The sequence below is a fragment of the Devosia oryziradicis genome (genome assembly GCF_016698645.1).
GTDB lineage: Bacteria > Pseudomonadota > Alphaproteobacteria > Rhizobiales > Devosiaceae > Devosia > Devosia oryziradicis.
The window spans coordinates 2,570,736-2,590,264 of the sequence record NZ_CP068047.1 but is presented as its reverse complement, the minus strand read 5'-3'; the positions used below and the strand labels follow the sequence as shown (position 1 = coordinate 2,590,264).

Here is a 19,529-nt window from a genome sequence, read left to right as displayed (position 1 = left end):
GTCACCATCTGGTTCCGCGTCGATGGCCCGAGCGGTTCGCTGCGCTTCGAAAATCTCGAACGCTACGACAGGAATGGTCCGATAGCCGGCAATACCGACTGGACCGAGCGCGACATCGTGCTCGACGTGCCCCCCGAAGCCACCACGCTCAACTACGGCTTCTATCTCAAGGGCAATGGCCGTGGCTGGGCCCGCGGCTTCAACCTGGAGGCAGTCGATGCCACTGTGCTGCCGAACACGCCCGATGGCGGCGTGCTGAAACACCCCACCAATCTTACCTTCGTCGAACTACGCTAGGTAGAAGGGCGAGCCGGTCTCAGACCGGCTCCGCCTCGATCACGCTGAAAATGTCGATCGGCGTACGCTCTTCGAGCCAGGCCGGAACCGGCAGGCTCTTGGCGCGCAGGAATTCTGGGTTGAAGATCTTGCTGGCATAGCGGTTGCCATAGTCGCACAGCACCGTGACGATCGTCTTGCCCGGCCCCAAGTCGCGTGCCATGCGCACCGCGCCGGCGATGTTGATGGCGCTCGATCCGCCCAGGCACAGGCCCTCATGTTCGAGCAGGTCGAAGATATAGGGCAGGGCCTCGGCGTCCGAGATCTGGTATGGGTGGTCGATCCTGAGGCCTTCCAGGTTCGCCGTGATACGACCCTGGCCAATTCCCTCGGTGATCGAATTGCCCGAGGATTTGAGTTCGCCATTGGCGAAGTAGTTGTAGAGCGCCGCACCCTCGGGGTCCGCGAGCCCGATCTTGACGTCAGGATTGCGCGCCCGCAGCGCCTCGGCGACGCCCGCCAGCGTGCCGCCCGAGCCGACCGCGCAGATGAAGCCATCGATCCGCCCATTGGTCTGCTGCCAGATCTCGGGGCCAGTCGTCTCCACATGGGCCCGCTTGTTGGATGTGTTGTCGAACTGGTTGGCCCAGACGGCGCCTTCCGGCAGCTCGCGGTTGAGCTTCTCGGCAAGGCGGCCCGAAATCTTGATGTAGTTGTTGGGGTTCTTGTAGGGCTTGGCCGGCACCTCGATCAGCTCGGCGCCATAAAGCCGCAGCGCGTCCTTCTTCTCCTGGCTCTGCGTTTCCGGGATCACGATCACCGACTTGAAGCCCAGCGAGTTGGCCACCAGCGTCAGCCCGATGCCGGTATTGCCCGCCGTGCCCTCGACGATGGTACCACCCGGCTTCAGCGCCCCCGATTTGACCGCATCATGGATGATGAAAAGCGCCGCGCGGTCCTTGACCGATTGGCCCGGATTGAGAAACTCCGCCTTGCCCCAGATCTCGCAGCCCGTGAGCGCCGACACGCGGTTGAGGCGGATCATCGGCGTGTTGCCGATGGCTGAGATCAGGTCTTCGTGCTTGGACATGGGTCATTATGCTTGGACAAGGAGGCAGTCACCGTAGGTCCGCCACAGCGCACCTGCAAGCGATAACCGGCTGTCCCGGCACGGCTTTTCGTCATTGATCGTTGTCGCGCAATGCCAGCGCTTCTATGGCCGTGGGGCGCAATATCATTCCCCCTATAACCCCTTCACCGCCTCCAGCGCCCGGGCCCGGCTCGACTTCAGGTCGACGATCGGTTTCGGGTAGGTCTCGCCGAGCACGACCCCGGCCTTGCGCAGAACATCGGCGGGCGCCTCTGCCGGGTTGTGGATCCACGCGTCAGGCAGCTGCGCCAGTTCAGGCACCCATTGCCGCACGTAGTCGCCCGCGACATCGAAGCGTTCGCCCTGGGTTACCGGATTGAAGATGCGGAAATAGGGCGACGCATCCATCCCGCTGCCGGCCACCCATTGCCAGTTGCCCGGGTTGTTCGCCATGTCGGCATCCACCAGGCAATCCCAGAACCACTGCTCGCCCTTCCGCCAGTCGACCAGCAGGTTCTTGGCCAGCAACGATGCCGTCAGCATGCGCACGCGGTTCTGCATGAAGCCGGTCTCCCACAGCTCCCGCATGCCCGCATCGACAATGGGGATTCCGGCTTGGCCGCGCTGCCACGCTGCCAGGTCTGCCTGCGCTTTGCGCCAGACCACGCCGGCATATTTGGGCTGCATGGGTTGGGTGGCAATGTCATCGCGGTGATAGAGCTGGTGGTAGTTGAAATCGCGCCATGCCAGCTCGGACAGGAACTTGTCGACCGCCGCCTGCCGGGAGTGGTCGGCATGGGCCACCGCCTGGGCGGCGTGCCAGATTTGTCGGGCACTGATCTCGCCAAACCGCAGGTGCGGCGACAGCCGGGATGTCGACGCGCTGGCCGGAAAATCCCGGCCTTCGGCATAATCCGTTAGTTGTTCGTCGAGAAACGCTACCAGCCGGTCATGCGCGGCGGTTTCGCCAATGTTCCAGTGGGCAGCCAGCTTATGGCTCCAGGCGGGTGCCTTGTAGTCGGTGTCGATCCGCTTGCTTGCGATCGGCTTGTCCGCGGCCGGTCGCCGCCGTGGCGCCGCTATCGGCATCTCCCGCAGCCGCTTCCAGAACGGCGTGAACACCGAGTAGGGCTTGCCCTCGCCGGTGGCGATGTCCCACGGCTCCACCAACAGATTGCCAGCGAAGGACTGAACGGCAATGCCATCATATTTGAGGCCGGCCATGATGGCGGTGTCGGCGTCGCGCTCGCCGGGTGCGTACCGGCGGTTCCAGAAGACCCGGCGGGCATCGAATTCCGCAACCACAGCGGGCAATACCAGCGACGCATCGCCGGCGCGAACAACCAGCGCGATACCGCGCTCGGCCAGAGCCGCCCCCAGCGACTCGAGGCTGCGATTGAGCCACCACCGCGCTGCGGCTCCTGGCGGGCGAACTCCCTTGGTGGTTTCGTGAATATAGATCGCAACCGCTGTTGCGCCTACGGAAGTCGCGGCGCTGAGCGCTTCGTTATCGGCGATACGCAGGTCGTTGCGCAGCCAGACTATGTTCGTCGAACCCATGCACTTCCCTCCGCCAGACGATACGGGCCGGAGAGAAAAATGGTTTCAGCTATTCCATGACTTCCGCCAGGTGCTCGAGGGCAGCACTCCAGGCTTCCATCGAGAAGATGCGCGATTCCGGATCGGCATGCGCCAGTCCGCGCTCGGTGAGCGTTATCCGTGTCTGGTCGTCGCCGAGTGCCTTGAAGGCGATCTCGAGCACGAAGATCAGTTCCTCGGCATCCTCGTCGTCGCCGTCCTTGTGCACCCAGGACATGACGAGCTTCTCGTTCTCCACGAACTGGAGAATTTCTCCGCTGACCACGTGATCTTCGGGATCCTCGTCGTCGCCGAAGGTGGTGAATTTGTATTCGCCGCCCTCAAAGGCGTCGAGCTCTGCCTCATCGGCCTGCCACTGCTCGATCAGCGCCGGATCGGTCCAGGCAGCAAACACATCGTCGATATTGGCGTCGATGGTCCGCGTCAGCGTGATCTGGCTTTCGTTATCGGTATCGTGGCCGTTACCATTGCTGCTGGTCATGCCGGCTCCTTGTGCAGTTCTGAATGTCGAGGCAGGAAGATGGTCAGGAAGCCCAGGAACGGCAAGAACGCGCAGATGCCGAACACCTGGACGATGCCGATCCAGTCGGCCAGCGCCCCCAGCACGGCCGCGCCGATGGCGCCGATGCCAAAGGCAAAACCGAAGACGAAGCCGGCCACCATGCCAACTTTGCCCGGTACCAGTTCCTGCGCATAGACCACGATGGCCGAGAACGCCGACGACAGGATAAGGCCAACGAAGACGCTCACCACGGCCGTGCCGAACAGGTTCATATGCGGCAGCAGCAGCGTGAAGGGCAGGGCGCCCACGATCGAGCACCAGATCACCGTCAGCCGCCCGAACCGGTCGCCCACCGGACCGCCGATGAACGTGCCGGCCGCGATCGCACCGAGGAACAGGAACAGGTAGAGCTGAGCCTCCTGCGCCGACAGGCCGAATTTCTCGATCAGGAAGAAGCTGTAATAGCTGGTGATCGAGGAAATATAGACATACTTGCTCAGCAGTAGCGCGCCGATGACCAGGAACGCTACCGTCAAGCGCCGGCGCGACAGGATCTGCTGGGCTGCCTTGATGACGGGCTTGCCCGAATGTGCCCGCTGATGTGCGGCATACCAGCGGCCCACCGCCGTCAGGATGACGAGGGCTGTCACCGCGACGATGGCAAACCAGGCCGTGCTACCCTGGCCGCGTGGCAGCAGGAAATACGCTGCCGCCAGCGGGCCGATCGAGGTTCCGAGATTGCCGCCGACCTGGAACAGTGACTGGGCAAAGCCAAGCCTGCCACCCGAGGCCAGCCGCGCCACGCGCGACGCTTCCGGGTGGAAGATGGCCGAGCCGATACCGCCGACCATCGCAGCCAGCACCAGCAGTCCGAAATTGCTTCCCGTGGCGATCAGGATGATCCCGACAAGCGCAAATACCATCGAGATGGCCAGTGCATAGGGCATGGGGTGCTTGTCGGTATAAAACCCCACCAGCGGCTGCAGGATCGAGGCCGTCATCTGCTGGGCGAGGGTGATCAGGCCGATCTGCACATAGTCCAGGCCATAGGCATCCTTCAGCAGAGGGTAGAGCGCTGGCAGCAGGAACTGCATCAGGTCGTTGAGCAGGTGAGAGGCGCTGACCGCCAGGATGATGGCGAGCGATGTCTGCTGCACTGCGGGCGCAGCCTTGGCCGAAACGGCGTCCATGTCAGGGATCCAAATACCGAAAGTATGGATGCACCCCTAGCGCGCTGCGACGGTGCTGGCAATGCTTCCATACAATGCAACGCACCCGCCTTTCTCCGCGTTTCCCGGGAGCAGGAGAACCATCGCCATGTCGAGCAATCACTTCGTCGTTTCGCAGCGCGACAGTGTCTGGCAATTCAGCTTTCGCGGCGACGTTACCGGGCCGTTCACGTCAAAGGATGATGCCATCAACGCCGCCATATTGGCCGCCGGCAAAGTCGGAAATACCGACGTCGAAGTGGTCGTCCACGATGCCGATCTGCTGGTCGAAACCGTCTGGCGAACGGGGCAAGATAGTCCAGCAGGCTGATTGAGCCCTTTGTGCTGGCCTCACCATCCACTTGAACAACCGGCGGCAGATCGCTGAGACTGCTGCCAAACTGATCGACGATATCGGGGGATTTGGCTCCGCGAGCTGGACTCGAACCAGCGACCATTCGATTAACAGTCGAACGCTCTACCAACTGAGCTATCGCGGAACACCAAGGCTTCCATCGGGGAGCCCTGCAAGGCCTCCCGTGGGAAGCGAGGTCCGTTTAGCGGACTTGATTTGCTTTGCCAAGCCCTCAATTGCCCGTCGTGTGAATAAGTGCCGACGGTGCCCCTGCAGCCGCCATCCTGCCCAGGCTGATCAGGTCGCCAATGGTGTTGACGTTAGCAAAGGGGTCACTGCCAGCCCGGCTGGCCCAATCCACTGCTGCGGCACCGAGGGCGTGCTGCAGGGCCTTGAGGCTTGGGGCTGCTCCGCCGCTTCGGACCTGCTGCGGAAGGGCGGACAATGCTTCAATCCGCCACAAGGCATTGGGCGGGTAAAACTGCTCGCCCCAGGTAGCATAGGCGGCAGGGGCATCGCCCAACGCCTCCAGCATGACAGCCACGAAGTCGACCGGGAGGAAGGGCGTATCCACCGCCACCGACACCAAAAATCCCGTGCCGATACCTCGGGCCTGCAGCGCCTGTACCGCCGCGGCGAGCCCGGCAAGCGGCCCGCCCAAGGGTGCATCGATATCGGCAAGACCGATCGCGCCTGCCGGCAACGGCAGCGGTGTCTCGCCAGGGCCGGTGGCCACCATCAGCGGTTGGGCTATGCTGCCCAGCGATTCCGCGACGCGGTCCAACAGCCGTCGGCCCCCAACCCGAAGGTCCGCCTTGCGCACGCCGCCGAGCCGCTCTCCCTTCCCGCCTGCAATGATTACCGCATGGGGTAGGCTCATTTGCCCGTATTCACCGGCTCGGGACGGATGCCGAAGCGCAGCACCAGGATCATGCCGATCCCCGCCACCAGGCCCCAGAATGGGGCGCCGACACCGGCTATGGTAATGCCTGATGCGGTGGTGACAAAAGTCAGGATCGCCGGGAGTCGGGTCTCTTCCGCCACCAGGGCGCCCGACAAGGCAGCGGCCAGGCTCGACAACAGCGCCAGGCCCGCTACGGCCTGAATAAGCAGGGGTGGCGACGCCGCGATGAATGCGGCGGCCAAGCTCGCGCCCAGTGCCAGCAGGAGATAGGCGACGCCAGCCGCTGCGGGAGCCGGCCAGCGCCGGGCCTTGTCCGGATGGGCTTCCGGTCCGGCGCAGATCGCTGCCGTGATAGCCGCCAGATTGCTGCTATGCCCGCCGAAGAAGGCGGTCGCAGCGCTGGCCAGGCCAGTCATGATGAAGAGCGGCGCCGGTTTCAGGTCGTATCCGTTGGCCCGCATTACCGCGAGGCCCGGCAGGTTCTGCGATGCCATGGTGACCACATAGAGCGGCAACCCGATGCGCACGATGGCGTCCAGCGTGAACACGGGCATGACCGGCACCAGGCTCGGCCAGCTCCCATCGAGCGCCCCCGGGGGCAGGTGCGTCGTGGTCGTCAGGATGATCCCGGTCACCACCACCGCAATTGGCACCGCATACCGTTTGGCGAACCGCAGCCCGACGATCCAGGCCAGCAGGATCGGCAGCGCAAAGGCCGGCATTTCCGCCACGGCCTTGATCGGCGCGAGGCACAGGGTCAGCAGCATGCCGGCCAGCATGGCATTGGCGATGGGGGCGGGAATGGCGGCAATGGCGCGCGCCAGGGGGCGGATCAGTCCCGTCAGCACGATCAGGGCCGCGGCCACCAGGAACGCGCCCGCCACTGCGGGAAAGCCGCCCACCGGCTCGCCGACCGTCAGGATGAAAGCCACGCCAGGCGTCGACCAGGCAAAGCTCACCGGTAGCTTGATGCGGGTGCTGACGACGATATTGAGGATGCCGATGGCGATGCAGACGCTCATCAGGCCCGAACCGGCCTGTTGCGGCGATGCCCCCGCGGCGGTGAGGGCGGCCAGCACGAGGGTGAACGTACTGGCATAACCAACGATGGCCGCTAGCGCGCCCGCCATCACCGGCTGCAGCAATTCACGCCCGCCACCGTTTCGTGTCAACTCGCTCACTGCCTGTCCCCACTCGATTGCGGCAGCAACCTAAGCAAGCGGGACCCAGCGGTGAAGGCCCAAAGTCGCGCCGGCGCTCGATTATGCGACACGCGACCGCGACAGAGCCTCCGACGAGCCCTCATCGCCCCACGTCACCACCCCGGTATAGTTCTCCGCCAGGCTCTGCTGGGCAGCGCGCGACCCGGTGAGATAGTCGAACTCCGCCCGCTGGATGCGACGGCCAAAGGCACCGGTTTCCGGGAAGGTATGGAGCAGGGAGGTCATCCACCAGCTGAACCGTTCCGCCTTCCAGATGCGGCCCAGCACCATCGCCGAATAGGCGTCGATGCCCGCCGCCGACCTTCCCGTGAAATGCTCGATCAGGGCGTCTGCCAATGCCGCCACATCGCGCATCGCCAGGTTGAGCCCCTTGGCGCCCGTCGGCGGCACGATGTGCGCCGCGTCGCCCGCCAGGAACAGCCTGCCGAAGCGCAACGGCTCGGCGACGAAACTGCGCAGCGGCGCCACCGACTTCTCGATCGACGGTCCGGTCTGCAGCGACTCGGCCGTGGCTGGATCGAGCCGCGCCCGCAACTCATCCCAGAACCGGTCGTCGGACCAGGCGGCAGCCTGTTCGTCGGCCGGCACCTGCACATAGTAGCGGCTGCGCGTCTTGGAACGCTGCGAACACAGCGCAAATCCCCGCTCATGATGGGCATAGATCAGCTCGTCGGCCACCGGCGGTTTGTCGACCAGCACACCGAGCCACCCGAACGGATAGACGCGCTCGAACGTGGTCAGCGCCTGCTGCGGCACGCTCTGCCGCGCCACGCCATGGTAGCCGTCGCAACCCGCGATGAAGTCGCAGTCGATCCGGTGCGTCTGGCCGTCCTTGCGGTAGCTGACCCAGGGCCGCCCGTCGAAATCGTGCAGATCGACGTCCTCGGCCTCATAGATGGTTGTGCCTTCTCTGATATCCATGAGGTCACGGGTGACTTCGGTCTGGCCATAGACCATCACCTGCTTGTCGATCAGCGTGCTGAAGTCGATGCGGTGGCTGTCGCCATCGAAGCTCAATTCGACGCCGTGGTGGATCAGCCCTTCGGCATTCATGCGCCGGCCGGCGCGCGCCCGCTCCATCAGCGCGACGGTTCCCTGTTCGAGCACACCGGCGCGGATGCGCCCCAGCACATAGTCGGCGCTTTTGCGCTCGAGAATGACAGCGTCGATTCCTGCCAGCTCGAGCAACCGCCCGAGCATCAGCCCCGCAGGGCCGGCCCCGACGATGACAACCTGATGGCGCATGTTCCCCTCCGTTTTCGGCGAGCATGCGCTGCCCCTGGGCCTCGAGGAATGGACAGGCAGCGCAATTGCTTGCACTATCCGAACATGGAAGGCGTCCCCACCTATGCGCTATACGGCGAAGCGGTCAGTGACCGGCAGCAGGATTGGCTGCATTGGGAAACAATTCAGGCGCGCAGCCGTCTCCATGGCTACCGCATCGCCCCGCACCGGCACGAGCAGTTCTTCCAGGTCTTGAGCCTGACCGGGGGGCAGGGGCAGGTAACCCTGGATGGGGCGGAATTCGCGCTGGTTCCGTCCACAATTGTGGTCGTTCCGGCCATGACGGTGCACGGCTACGTTTTCAGCGAAGACGTCGAGGGGGTTATCGTCACGTTGATGGCGACGGACATGGCCGAAGGCGTCGACAGCCTTTCCGCCGGGGTCGTCGCGGCCAGCGGCGATGCGGCCCGCGCGCTGGATGGCTTGATATCTGAGGCTGATCGCCCCGGCGCGCACCACGACATCGCCATGCGGGCCCACCTGAGCTTGCTGCGGGTGGCCTTGCACCGCGCGGGCAGCCAGTCGCCGGACCTGGGAGACGGGCGCGCGCGGCGGCACGTCCAGGCCTTCCGCCAACTCGTCGATCAGCGCTTCCGCGAGACCCGTCGCATTTCCGACTATGCCGGCGCGCTGGGGATAAGCCCGACCCATCTCAGCCGGGTTTGCCGGCAGGTGCTGGGTGCTTCCGCCCTCGATATCATCGAGCAGCGCATCGCGCTCGAAGCCCGCCGTCAACTGTTGTTTTCGACTCTGTCCGTCAAGCAGATCGGGGCAGGGCTGGGGTATGACGATCCCGCCTATTTCACGCGCATGCTCAAGCGGGTGCTCGGCGTGCCGCCGATGGCCATCCGCCGCCAGTCGGCCCGCTGATCAGCGCAGGCGGGCGGCCGCGTCGCGCACGGCCTGCTGCAGGCTGCCTGCCGCGAGGGTCGATGCGGTGTCCGTGCGCGTCGTTAGGCCAACCGGGCCGGTGGTCTCGCTGGTATCGACGGGCAGCAGGGCGAGTTGCCCCTCGGCCACGTCCACCGCCACCACGCCCTCCGAGATGATCCAGATCGCGTCGGTCCGGCGGATATACGCCCGGCCGAAGGCGTTCGAGACTGTCTCGATTTCATCGCGCAACTGGGTGATGCCATGCGCCAGCAACAAGCGGTCGACGAGGTTGCGGATCACCGAATTGGGCGTGGGCAGCAGCGTCTGGTAGTTTTCGATCATCGGCAGCTCGAATTGCCGCTCCCCCAGCAGCGGATGCCCGGGCCGAACCACCATAACGACGCGTTCCGAATAGAGATGCTCGAACGACAGGCCTACCATCGCCTCCGGCTCGGCCATGCGTCCGATGACGAAGTCGACATCGCCCGTGCGCAGCAGCGAAAGCAGGTAGTCGTTGGGACCGGTGACCACCCTTGTATGCACTCCGGTCCCGGCGGCCGTGAAGGCTTCGACTGCATCGGGCAGGATGCGCGCCGAAACCGTCGGCAGCGCCCCGACGCGGACAATGGTCGCCTCATGCGTCCCGCGCGCCACGTCGATACCCTGGCGCAGGGCCGCCAGGCTGGTCGAGGCATACCGGTTGAACACCTCCCCGAAAGGGGTCAAAAACAGCTTGCGCTTGCTGCGGTCGAACAGGCTGCCGCCCAGCAACTGTTCGAGTTCCTGGATCGTCTTGGACACGGCTGGCTGGCTGATATTGAGCAGTTCGGCGGCGTTCACCACGCTCTTGAGCCGGGCCACCTCAAGAAAGCACACAAGGTGCCGAAGCTTGATTCGCGGGTCGATCAATCGCGGCGCCACATGCTTCTCCGGTTATGACACACCCGCCGTGGCTCCGATGACACCCGGAACAACCGCCGCTTCGGGTTATATGTCACACCTTTATCATCTCGCGCGCCAGAGGCCAGGGTCTGGCTTAGCTCATACCGGCGGCGGGCGGGGCGCCTGCTCCTCCGGCTCGTCGTCCGGATCGAGCGGTTCGATGGGTTCCAGATCGGGCGGGAACTGGAAGGGATCCTCGTCGCGCTGTGGCAGCTCATCGGGCTCGCTGTCCGGCGGGGTCGGCACGTCCTTCGGCTCGGGGTCGAGAGGCGGGAAGGTCATGATCGCACTCCATGCTTGCAAACCGCCAACGGCCCCTCACCACCTGCAGTTCCCCGGCCAGACCTGCCAGCGACGTCATCGCCCAGAATATTCACAGTCCGTTAGGCGGGGTATTGCATAAGCAATTGCCGTCCAATACGTACTGCACACGTGAGGCCACGTGGCGGAGTGGTGACGCAGCGGATTGCAAATCCGCGTACTCCGGTTCAATTCCGGACGTGGCCTCCAACCTCCCTTACATCGACAGGCGCCGAACTCCTGCGTCGGGGGATTGTTGCGGCAGGGGCGCAGCGCTACTAACGTCGGCATGTCGGATGCCAGCACTCCCAAGAGCTTGCCACATGTTGTGACGGTGGATTGCGCGCGCGGGCTCTTGGCCGCGTCGGTGATGGCCTATCATTACCTGCACATGGAGGGGATCGCGCATGTCGAGCGCGTTGCCTACTATGCCGTCTATGGCTTCTTTGTCATCAGCGGCTTCGCACTCTATCTGCGCTACCAGGGCGACCTGAAGACGGCCCAGGACCTTCGGAAATATCTCGCGCGCCGGTTGTTCCGGATTGCCCCGCTCTTTTACTGCGCGATTATTCTCCATCTGCTGCTCGTCGGACCCGAGGCGGCGCAGGGGTATAAGGTGATCTGGAGTGCGAGTTTGCTATTTGGCTTCGCCAATGCAGGGGACTCGTCGCTTCTGATGGGTGGATGGTCCATCGGCATCGAAATGGTGTTCTATCTGCTCTTGCCGTTTGTCGTATGGACGCTCACGTCACGGGGAAGTATTGCCGCGGCAACAGCGGCTGCGCTGGTGCTCTCGGTCGCCTTCGTCAACTTCACACTGCAGGGCCAGCAGGCATTCGACGCATCGCTTTGGAGCACCTATACCCAGCCGGCCGCATTTCTCGGCTACTTCATGGCCGGCATGCTGATAGCTGCGATATTTGTCGCTTCTCCCCGGAAAGGCCGTTTCTGGCCCCCCGCGCTGATGGTCGCTGCACTGGTCCCATTCGTATTGATTGAGGCGGCGTACCCGATTGACCTGTTGGTTGGTTGGCGTGGCATCGTCTTGATCGGCGCGACGATCGCCTTCGTGGTGGGGGCGGTTTATCTCGTGGAACCAACGGGCCTTGCTCGGACAATCGCGCGAGCCATCGGTGGCCTGAGTTATCCGATTTACCTCCTCCACCCGTTGGCCTACCTGGCCGTTGGCAAGCTTGGCATCGTCGCTGCCTGGCCGCGCCTGCTCGCCGCTACTTGCCTGACGGTTCTGGTTTCCATGATGGTCATGCGCTGGATCGAGACGCCGGCACGGGCATTCGGACGCCGGGCGTTCCCCTAGCTTTTGGGTGGCTCAAAACGCCGGTCCGCGAAAGTGCATGGGCCTCATGCGCCGCGATATCCTCCGATAAACGACCACGCCTCTTGCCATGCCGGGGCACCGACTATATTCACGTCCGTCATATGAATTCACCCGGGGCGGGCAATTCTCTATGGTCGATTTCGAGCGTGCACGCGCGCATATGGTGGAGAGCCAGCTTCGCGCCGGCGGGGTCACCGATGCGTCGATTCTGGCGCGCATGCGCGCTGTCCCGCGCGAGGAATTCGTCGCTGCCGGCCGCCGGGACGTGGCCTATGTCGACGATATCCAGTGGCTCGGCCGCCGCTTCATGGCCGCGCCTGCCACCTTGGGCAAGCTGCTCATGCTGGCCGAAATCAAGCCGGGCGACAGCGTCCTCGATATCGGTGCGGCCACCGGCTATTCGACTGCGGTCATGGCCGGGCTGGCGGCGACGGCTACCGGGCTTGAGCCCGATGCGACCCTGGCGGCCGCCGCCGCCGCAAACCTCGCCACCCTGCACCTGGGCAATGCCCAGATCGTCGTCGGCGATATCGATCGCCTGGGCAATGCCCGCTTCGATGTTGTTGTCGTCCAGGGTGCGCTCGACAGCGTGCCGGACGCGTTCCTGGCGCTGCTGAACGAAGGCGGGCGGCTGGTCGCGCTGGTTCGAAACGGCGCGGTATCGGTCGCGCATCTATATGTAAGATCTGCGCGCGGCGTCACCGCGCGTGCCGAATTCAACGCTTTTCTGCCGCCACTGGCGCAGCCGAAGGACGAGGAATTCGTGTTTTAGCGTGCTGGCTGCCGTGTTGCCCATCGGGCACTGGGGCGGGCCAATCGCACATTAAGACTTGGTAGGGATTGTCGCGGCAGGTTGTGCACCCCATGTGCCGCGCATAGTGTTTAGGGGTCGTCGGAGGCGGGCATGGGTTTTCGCGTTAATTTGGTCGCCAGTGGGCTGGCATTGATTTTGGCCGCCGCGTCGGTGGGCGGTGCCCAGGCGCAGTCGATCGCCCAGGCGCTGACCATTGCCTACGACCATGCTCCCGATTTGCAGGCGGCGTTGCTGAGTGCCAAGTCGGCAGCCGAGAATGTCGCCCTGGCGCAGTCCGGCAAGCGACCTACAATTGGTGCTGCCATTGGCGGCAACTATTCCTGGTCTGCCGGGCAGCCATCGCTGGGCAATCCCGACGGCAATTTTTCCAGCAGCCAGACCTACACGGCCGGTCTCTCCTACAACCAGACCGTGTTCGACAATTTCCGCACCGAGGCGCAGATCGAGGCTGCCCGGGCGGGCGCGGAAGTCGCCGAATACCAGATCCGCAACACCGAGCAGAACGTGCTGCTGGCCGTGGTCCAGGCCTATATGTCGGTGCTGAGCGGCCGCCAGCTGGTCGCGCTGCGCCAGGAAAACGTCAATTTCTTCCAGGCCCAGCTGCAGTCGGCGCGCGATCGCCTCGACGTGGGCGAGGGCACGCGCATTGATGTCGCGCAGGCCGAAGCCCGCCTGGCGCAGGGCGACGCTGCCTACCGCGCTGCCCTGAGCAGCCTCGAAATCAGCCAAGCCACCTTCCAGCGCTATGTTGGTGCGGCCCCGCAGAATCTCGATTCCTCGCATAATTTCGGCCGGCTCATTCCCTCGAGCCTCCAGGCCGCAATCTCGGAGGCCGAGGTCGGGCACCCGGCAATTCTGCTTTCCAAGGCGGCCATTCGTGCCGCCCAGGCAGGCACTGACGCCGCTCAGGCCGCTTTCGGCCCGACGGCGACGGTCTCGGGCGAAGTAGGCACCGGCTACAACACGGTTGCCGGCGGCCAGGGGCTCAGCGGCCGGGTCGGTTTCCAGATCACCGTGCCGCTCTATGCCGGCGGCGCCATCGGCGCCAATGTGCGCAAGGCCAATATCGAGCAGATCAAGTCCGAAGTGGACGCCATGTCCGCCTATGACCAGATCCGCGAAGCGGTTATTTCCGCCTGGGCCGGCATCCAGAGTGCCGACGCACAGATTTCCGCGGCAAACTCCGCCGTGGCCGCGGGCCGCACGGTGTTGGATGGCGTTATCCAGGAGCGCGACCTGGGCACCCGCACGACCCTCGACGTGCTCAACGCCCAGGCGGAACTGACCACCGCCCGCGAGGGGCTCATCAATGCGTCGACCAACAAGGTCATCGCGACATTCTCGCTGCTTGCGGCCATGGGGCGCCTGACCGCGACCGATCTTGGCCTCGCCGTCGAAGTCAAGTCTGCCGTCCGCTATAACCAGGCCGTCGACGACGTGTGGCAGGAATTGCGCACCGTCGCCGAGTGACCGGCGGCCGCGCAGGTTTTCGGCAAACTGCGTCTGTCGCCTTCGCGCTTCGGCAATGCCTTGCTTCCAGATTGAATCGAGACTTGGTGGTCGGGTCATGCCCGGCCACAAGTTTTAGTGGAAACGGGCTTGCGACCCGCTGCGACGATTCCTAATTGGGGCCGCTGGCGTTAAGGTGATCTAGACGAATCAGATTGGTCGCTTTGGCGGAGGCCGCGGAACTGGTTCGGGCGCGCATGAGTAAGAGGCACCGATGAACAAGCCGGCTCCCAAAGAACCATCGATGGACGAAATCCTGTCGTCCATCCGGCAGATCATTGCCGATGACGATGCTGCCGGGGTGCCGCGCCGGCCGACCATCCAGGCGGCGCCGCCGCCGATGCAGGCAACACCCGCCCGTCCGATGACCGACTCCCTCGACAAGGATTTGAGCGATATGCTCGATGACATCGAGCCATTGGCGCTGTCGGCCAGCCAGATAGTCGATCAGGCAGATGACGATGTGGGCGGGTTCAGTTTCGACTCCATCCTGGCTGACACCGCAGCCGACGAGCCGACAGCTTCGGTGCCGCAACTGGTTGACCCCGACGACATTACCTTCGACATGGCCGCCTCGGACGAAGACGAGGAGCTGCCATCCTTCGATCCGGCGCCGATGGCCGCGGCCCTCAAGCCCCAGCCTGCTCCGGAACCAGAGCCGGCACCCAGGCAGGCGGCGCCGCAGCCGGCCTCGCGTCCGCAGCCCAGCGTCGCCCAGGCCGCGCCATTGCCGGATCCGACCTTGTCCAGCGACATGGCCGAGCAGCTGCTGGAGCCTGCGACGCAGGCCGCCGTGCGCAGCTCCATCACCAAGCTCAATGGCCTCGGGCTGGGCAATACCGGCGCTACCATCGAATCGCTGATGCGCGACATGCTTCGTCCCATGCTCAAGGAATGGCTGGACGAAAACCTGCCCTCAGTCGTCGAGCGCATGGTCGAGCGCGAAATCTCCCGCATCTCCCGCGGCGAGTAGCAGCCGCGCGAAGTCAGCGTCGGTGCCCGGCCTTGCCCTCGGGCAGGGCGCCATTCTGTTGGCAGGCAAGAAAGTTATCCCCGCGGCCCGTATCCTCCGCCCATCGCCAACGGCAGAGCCCGGTCATGACGGGCGATCTACGTTGGGATGGCCGGTGGAGCAGGGGTCGCCTTGCTCCCGCATGGATGCTGACCACCAGCCGGAACGGCAGTCCAGAATATGCGGGGCATCACAGCTCCGCCCGCGCTGCCGCGCTCAATCCCAGAATGATGGGTGGCTGCTCGATGCGTGTGCGAAAAGTCCCGGCGCGATGGCGAGACTTCGGGCTCTTCACATTGTACTACGCCGAGACCGCGGTCTCGCCATCGCTGCTCATCGGCCGCCGTCCCGGCGCGGACCCGATAACCGCGATCCAGGCGGCGCTTCCGCTCGTTCACCTACCTGTTGACCCCGCACCCCGCATTTGCTTGAAGTCTGCCAACCTGTTCGTCCGGCCCGCCCAGTCTCCTCTACCAAGGAGCCTGCTTTGGCGGGTCGCTGCTGTTGCGAGTGACCAATGCTTGAAAAGTCCTATGAGCCTTCGGCCGTCGAGGGCCGCGTTTATGCCGACTGGCTCAAGGCGAACGCCTTTGCCGCCGGGGCAGGGGCGCCTGCCGGGGCCGAGACCTTCACCATCGTCATCCCGCCGCCCAACGTCACCGGCTCACTCCATATCGGCCACGCGCTAAACAATACGATCCAGGACATTTTGGTCCGCTTCAATCGCATGTTGCGCAAGGATGTGTTGTGGCAGCCGGGCACCGACCATGCCGGCATCGCCACCCAGATGATCGTCGAGCGCCAGCTGATGGAACGCCAGCAGCCCGGCCGCCGCGAAATGGGCCGCGAGAAGTTCGTCGAGCGCATCTGGGAATGGAAGGCCGAGAGCGGCGGCACGATCATGAACCAGCTCAAGCGCCTGGGCGCTTCAGCCGATTTCAGTCGCGAGCGCTTCACGATGGGCGAAAACGGTGTCCCCGACGACCAGATGGTCCGCGCCGTCACCAAGGTCTTCGTCGAGCTGCACAAGCGCGGCCTGATCTATCGTGCCAAGCGCCTGGTCAACTGGCATCCGGGGCTGGAAACCGCGATTTCCGACCTCGAAGTCGAGAATATCGAGATCAAGGGCCACATGTGGCACCTGCGCTATCCTCTGGCCGATGGCGTCACTTACCAGTTCCCCATCGCCCATGACGAGGACGGCAAGCCTACCGAGTGGGAAACCCGCGACTACATTATCGTAGCCACCACTCGCCCCGAAACCATGCTGGGCGATAGCGGTGTTGCCGTTCACCCCGATGACGAGCGCTACAAGGGCCTTGTCGGCAAGTTCGTTGAGCTGCCGCTGGTCGGCCGCCGCATTCCGATCGTGGCCGACGAGTACGCTGATCCGGCGCTCGGCACTGGCGCGGTCAAGATTACCCCGGCGCATGACTTCAACGACTTTGAAGTCGGCGTCCGCAACAATCTCGAGCAGATCAACGTCTTCACGACGAATGGCTCAATCATCTCGGCTGACTTCGTGCCCGCAGAACTGCGCGGCCTCGACCGTTTTGCCGCCCGCAAGGCCATTGTCTCCAAGCTGACAGCGTTGGCCGAGGAGAACCCTGCGCGAGGCCTCGATCACATCGAGGACAAGAAGATCATGGTGCCGCATGACGAGAAGTCCAAACTCGTCGTCATCGAGCCCTTCCTGACCGACCAGTGGTGGGTCAAGGCCGATGTGCTGGCCCAGCCCGCACTCGCGTCCGTCCGCGAAGGGCGCACCAGGTTCGTGCCCCAGCAGTACGAAAACACCTATTTTGCCTGGCTCGAAAACATCAAGCCCTGGTGCATTTCGCGCCAGCTCTGGTGGGGCCACCAGATTCCTGCCTGGTACGGTCCGGACAACGAAGCCTTCGTTGCGCACAACGAGGCCGAGGCCCAGGCGCTCGCCACCGCGCACTACGGCAAGCCCGTTGCCCTCAAGCGCGACGAAGACGTGCTCGACACATGGTTCTCCTCGGCCCTCTGGCCGTTCTCAACCCTCGGTTGGCCGGACGACACCGCCGAACTGCGCCGCTACTATCCCACCGACGTTCTCGTCACGGGCTTTGATATCATTTTCTTCTGGGTTGCCAGAATGATGATGATGGGTCTTGAATTCCTGGATGAAGAGCCGTTCCACACGGTCTATATGCATGCGCTGGTCCGCGACGAGAAGGGCCAGAAGATGAGCAAGACCAAGGGCAACGTCATCGACCCGCTCGAGCTCATCGATCAGTACGGCGCCGACGCCACCCGCTTCACCCTGGCCGCCATGGCCGCTCAGGGCCGCGATCTCAAGCTCTCGCTGCAGCGCGTCGAGGGCTACCGCAACTTCGTCACCAAGATCTGGAATGCCGCGCGCTTCCTCGAAATGAACGAGTGCCGCCGCGTCGAGGGATATGACCCCAAGGCCAACAAGCTGCCGCTCAATCGCTGGATCGTCGGCGCCACCGCGCGCGGCGCCGCTGCCGTTACCCAGGGCATTGTCGACTATAAGTTCAACGAAGCCGCCAACAGCGCCTACGACTTCGTCTGGGGCACGTTCTGTGACTGGTATGTCGAATTCGCCAAGCCCGTCTTCATGGGGGACGACGAAGCCGCCAAGGCCGAGACCCGCGCCACCGCGGCTTGGGCGCTCGACCAGATCCTCACCATCCTTCACCCCTTTATGCCCTTCGTCACCGAGGAGCTGTGGGCCGAGACCGGCAAGTTCGGTGCCCCGCGCCAGAACATGCTCATCTTGACCGATTGGCCCGATCTGTCCGGCCTAGAAGATTCCGAGGCCGATGCCGAGCTGACTTGGCTGATCGACGTCATCACCAACGTCCGCTCGGTGCGCTCGGAAATGAACGTGCCCGCCGGGGCCAAGCTGCCGCTGGTCGTTGTCGGGGCAGGCGAGGAGACGCTGCGCCGCCTCGTCGCCGGCACCTCGCTGATCACTCGCCTGGCTCGCCTCGAGGAAATCTCGCCGCAGTCGACGGTGCCGGGTGAATCGGCCCAGTTCGTTGTCGGCGAGGCCACCTGGGCCCTGCCGCTTGCCGGTTTCATCGACATTGCCGTTGAAAAGGCGCGCCTCGAAAAGGAAGTCGTCAAGCTCGATGCCGAGGTCGCCCAGATCGACAAGAAGCTCGGCAACGAGCAGTTCGTCGCCAAGGCACCCGAGGAAGTCATCGAGGAACAGAAGTCCCGTCGTGAAGCTGCCATCGAACGGCGCCATCACATCGCTGAAGCACTCAAGCGTTTGAGCTAGGCGTTATGGACGACACCATCCCGCGCGAACCACCCGCCCGCCACGTCGCCAATGGCATGGTCGGGGTTGGCGCGGTGCTGGTGTTCGACGGTAAGGGCGGGGTTGTCAGGCACGAGCCATCGGCCGAAGAGCCCAAGGTGCCCGCCCGCGGCTTCAAGCTGGTCTGCGGCAACTCCAAGGCACCCGAATTCAAGGTCTGGCTCAAGCAGGAGCTGGGCGAGTTCAACGCCGATCTGCTGACGGTTCCCAGTTCGCGATCGCGCTGCACCGTCATCGAGGATCGCGCCATGGTGGTCATGCGGGTCGCTCGGCCAGGGGCGGAGCCGCACGATATCGGCCGGCAATTGCTGACGCTGTGGATCGAAAAGGGCCGCGTCATCATCGCGTCCGAGCTCAACATCCTCGACTTCCTCGGCCTCAACAAATGGGTAGCCTCCCATCATGCACCGGTGACGCCTGCCGACTTGGTGGCGCGGCTGGGTCTGCGTGCGGCTGATCGGCTCGAGCCGCTCATCGAGATGCTGGGCGATCGGCTCGATGATATCGAGGAAGCCCTGATCGTTCAGAACAATACCAAGGCGAACAATCGCCTGGCCGAATTGCGTCGCAATCTCATCAGCTTCCGCCGCATCGTCTGGCCGCAGCGCGACGTGCTCAATACGCTTGAAATCGAAGATCTCAGCCACTTCACCGCGCGCGACCGGCTGCGGCTGCGCGAAGCATCGGCCCGTTCGGCTCGCCTGGGTGACGAGTTGCAGGCGCTGTCGGAACGCGCCGTGCTGGTGCATGAACAGATCATCGATGCCCGGTCCGAGCAGATGAACCGGACCATGCTCATCCTCGCCGCCGTCACCGTTGTCTTCATGCCTCTGACGCTGCTGACCGGCGCCCTGGGCATGAACGTCGCCGGCATTCCATTCTCCGATAACCCGCACGCTTTCTGGGCCGTCTGCGCGGCCCTGTTCGTGCTGTCGCTCGGCATCATCTGGTGGATGCGCGGCCGCCGCTGGCTTTAGCGGCGG

17 protein-coding genes and 2 tRNA genes are annotated in these 19,529 nt (G+C 64.2%); 9 read left to right on the top strand and 10 right to left on the bottom strand.

Translation table 11 applies throughout. The features are described from left to right. Positions 1–316: 316 nt before the first annotated feature. The 4 genes from JI749_RS12970 to JI749_RS12955 form a co-directional block, all read right to left on the bottom strand. Positions 317–1,366, bottom strand: a complete 1,050-nt coding sequence (locus tag JI749_RS12970; protein WP_201654580.1) for a cysteine synthase A — start codon at positions 1,364–1,366, stop codon at positions 317–319. 153 nt (positions 1,367–1,519) lie between these two features. Next, a complete protein-coding gene (locus JI749_RS12965) occupies positions 1,520–2,926 on the bottom strand; it encodes a cryptochrome/photolyase family protein (RefSeq protein ID WP_201654577.1) in 1,407 nt (468 codons plus the stop codon). A 49-nt stretch (positions 2,927–2,975) separates the two neighbouring features. Continuing rightward, the gene (locus JI749_RS12960; RefSeq protein WP_201654574.1) at positions 2,976–3,446 is read right to left on the bottom strand and encodes an SRPBCC family protein; all 471 of its coding nucleotides are present in this window, start codon (positions 3,444–3,446) and stop codon (positions 2,976–2,978) included. Then, on the bottom strand, positions 3,443–4,657 hold the full coding sequence (locus JI749_RS12955; protein WP_201654571.1) for an MFS transporter: 1,215 nt from the start codon (positions 4,655–4,657) through the stop codon (positions 3,443–3,445). Before JI749_RS12955 ends, JI749_RS12960 begins: the two co-directional genes overlap by 4 nt. Positions 4,658–4,784: 127 nt before the next feature. Here JI749_RS12955 and JI749_RS12950 point away from each other — a divergent pair, with 127 nt between their 5' ends. After that, positions 4,785–5,006 carry a DUF2188 domain-containing protein gene (locus tag JI749_RS12950; RefSeq protein WP_201654568.1) on the top strand — a complete coding sequence of 74 codons (222 nt, stop codon included), beginning with the start codon at positions 4,785–4,787 and terminating at the stop codon, positions 5,004–5,006. A gap of 93 nt (positions 5,007–5,099) precedes the next feature. On the opposite strand, the gene JI749_RS12945 is transcribed toward JI749_RS12950, so the two are convergent. The 4 genes from JI749_RS12945 to pobA all read right to left on the bottom strand — a co-directional run bounded on the left by JI749_RS12945 (position 5,100) and on the right by pobA (position 8,402). Then, a tRNA-Asn gene (locus JI749_RS12945) sits at positions 5,100–5,175 on the bottom strand. Positions 5,176–5,262: 87 nt separating this feature from the next. Beyond that, positions 5,263–5,910, bottom strand: coding sequence for a molybdenum cofactor guanylyltransferase (gene mobA / locus JI749_RS12940; RefSeq protein WP_201654565.1), 648 nt, complete (start codon positions 5,908–5,910; stop codon positions 5,263–5,265). Then, on the bottom strand, positions 5,907–7,115 hold the full coding sequence (locus tag JI749_RS12935) for a benzoate/H(+) symporter BenE family transporter (protein ID WP_233280750.1): 1,209 nt from the start codon (positions 7,113–7,115) through the stop codon (positions 5,907–5,909). The genes mobA and JI749_RS12935 overlap by 4 nt, the downstream gene beginning before the upstream one ends. A gap of 81 nt (positions 7,116–7,196) precedes the next feature. Then, positions 7,197–8,402: a 4-hydroxybenzoate 3-monooxygenase gene (gene pobA / locus JI749_RS12930; protein ID WP_201654562.1), complete on the bottom strand. Its 1,206-nt coding sequence runs from the start codon at positions 8,400–8,402 to the stop codon at positions 7,197–7,199. Between the two features lie 69 nt (positions 8,403–8,471). Here pobA and JI749_RS12925 point away from each other — a divergent pair, with 69 nt between their 5' ends. Then, positions 8,472–9,311, top strand: coding sequence for a helix-turn-helix domain-containing protein (locus JI749_RS12925; protein WP_233280749.1), 840 nt, complete (start codon positions 8,472–8,474; stop codon positions 9,309–9,311). Here JI749_RS12925 and pcaQ read toward each other — a convergent pair whose 3' ends face one another. Continuing rightward, positions 9,312–10,223 (bottom strand): pca operon transcription factor PcaQ, encoded by a 912-nt coding sequence (gene pcaQ / locus JI749_RS12920; RefSeq protein ID WP_201654559.1) that lies wholly within the window; start codon positions 10,221–10,223, stop codon positions 9,312–9,314. A gap of 132 nt (positions 10,224–10,355) precedes the next feature. Then, positions 10,356–10,538 (bottom strand): hypothetical protein, encoded by a 183-nt coding sequence (locus JI749_RS12915; protein ID WP_201654556.1) that lies wholly within the window; start codon positions 10,536–10,538, stop codon positions 10,356–10,358. Between the two features lie 154 nt (positions 10,539–10,692). Between JI749_RS12915 and JI749_RS12910 the strand changes: the two genes are divergently transcribed. The 7 genes from JI749_RS12910 to JI749_RS12880 all read left to right on the top strand — a co-directional run bounded on the left by JI749_RS12910 (position 10,693) and on the right by JI749_RS12880 (position 19,523). After that, a tRNA-Cys gene (locus JI749_RS12910) sits at positions 10,693–10,766 on the top strand. A 79-nt stretch (positions 10,767–10,845) separates the two neighbouring features. After that, entirely contained in the window at positions 10,846–11,874 is a 1,029-nt protein-coding gene (locus tag JI749_RS12905; RefSeq protein WP_201654553.1) for an acyltransferase family protein, read from the top strand. Positions 11,875–12,025: 151 nt separating this feature from the next. Beyond that, positions 12,026–12,667: a protein-L-isoaspartate O-methyltransferase family protein gene (locus tag JI749_RS12900; RefSeq protein WP_201654550.1), complete on the top strand. Its 642-nt coding sequence runs from the start codon at positions 12,026–12,028 to the stop codon at positions 12,665–12,667. Between the two features lie 132 nt (positions 12,668–12,799). Beyond that, positions 12,800–14,179 carry a TolC family outer membrane protein gene (locus JI749_RS12895; protein WP_201654547.1) on the top strand — a complete coding sequence of 460 codons (1,380 nt, stop codon included), beginning with the start codon at positions 12,800–12,802 and terminating at the stop codon, positions 14,177–14,179. 253 nt (positions 14,180–14,432) lie between these two features. Next, positions 14,433–15,191: a DUF2497 domain-containing protein gene (locus tag JI749_RS12890; RefSeq protein ID WP_201654544.1), complete on the top strand. Its 759-nt coding sequence runs from the start codon at positions 14,433–14,435 to the stop codon at positions 15,189–15,191. A 556-nt stretch (positions 15,192–15,747) separates the two neighbouring features. After that, entirely contained in the window at positions 15,748–18,507 is a 2,760-nt protein-coding gene (locus JI749_RS12885; protein ID WP_201654539.1) for a valine--tRNA ligase, read from the top strand. 5 nt (positions 18,508–18,512) lie between these two features. Continuing rightward, complete coding sequence (locus JI749_RS12880; protein ID WP_201654529.1) at positions 18,513–19,523, top strand: CorA family divalent cation transporter; 1,011 nt, start codon at positions 18,513–18,515, stop codon at positions 19,521–19,523. The last annotated feature ends 6 nt before the right edge of the window (positions 19,524–19,529 follow it).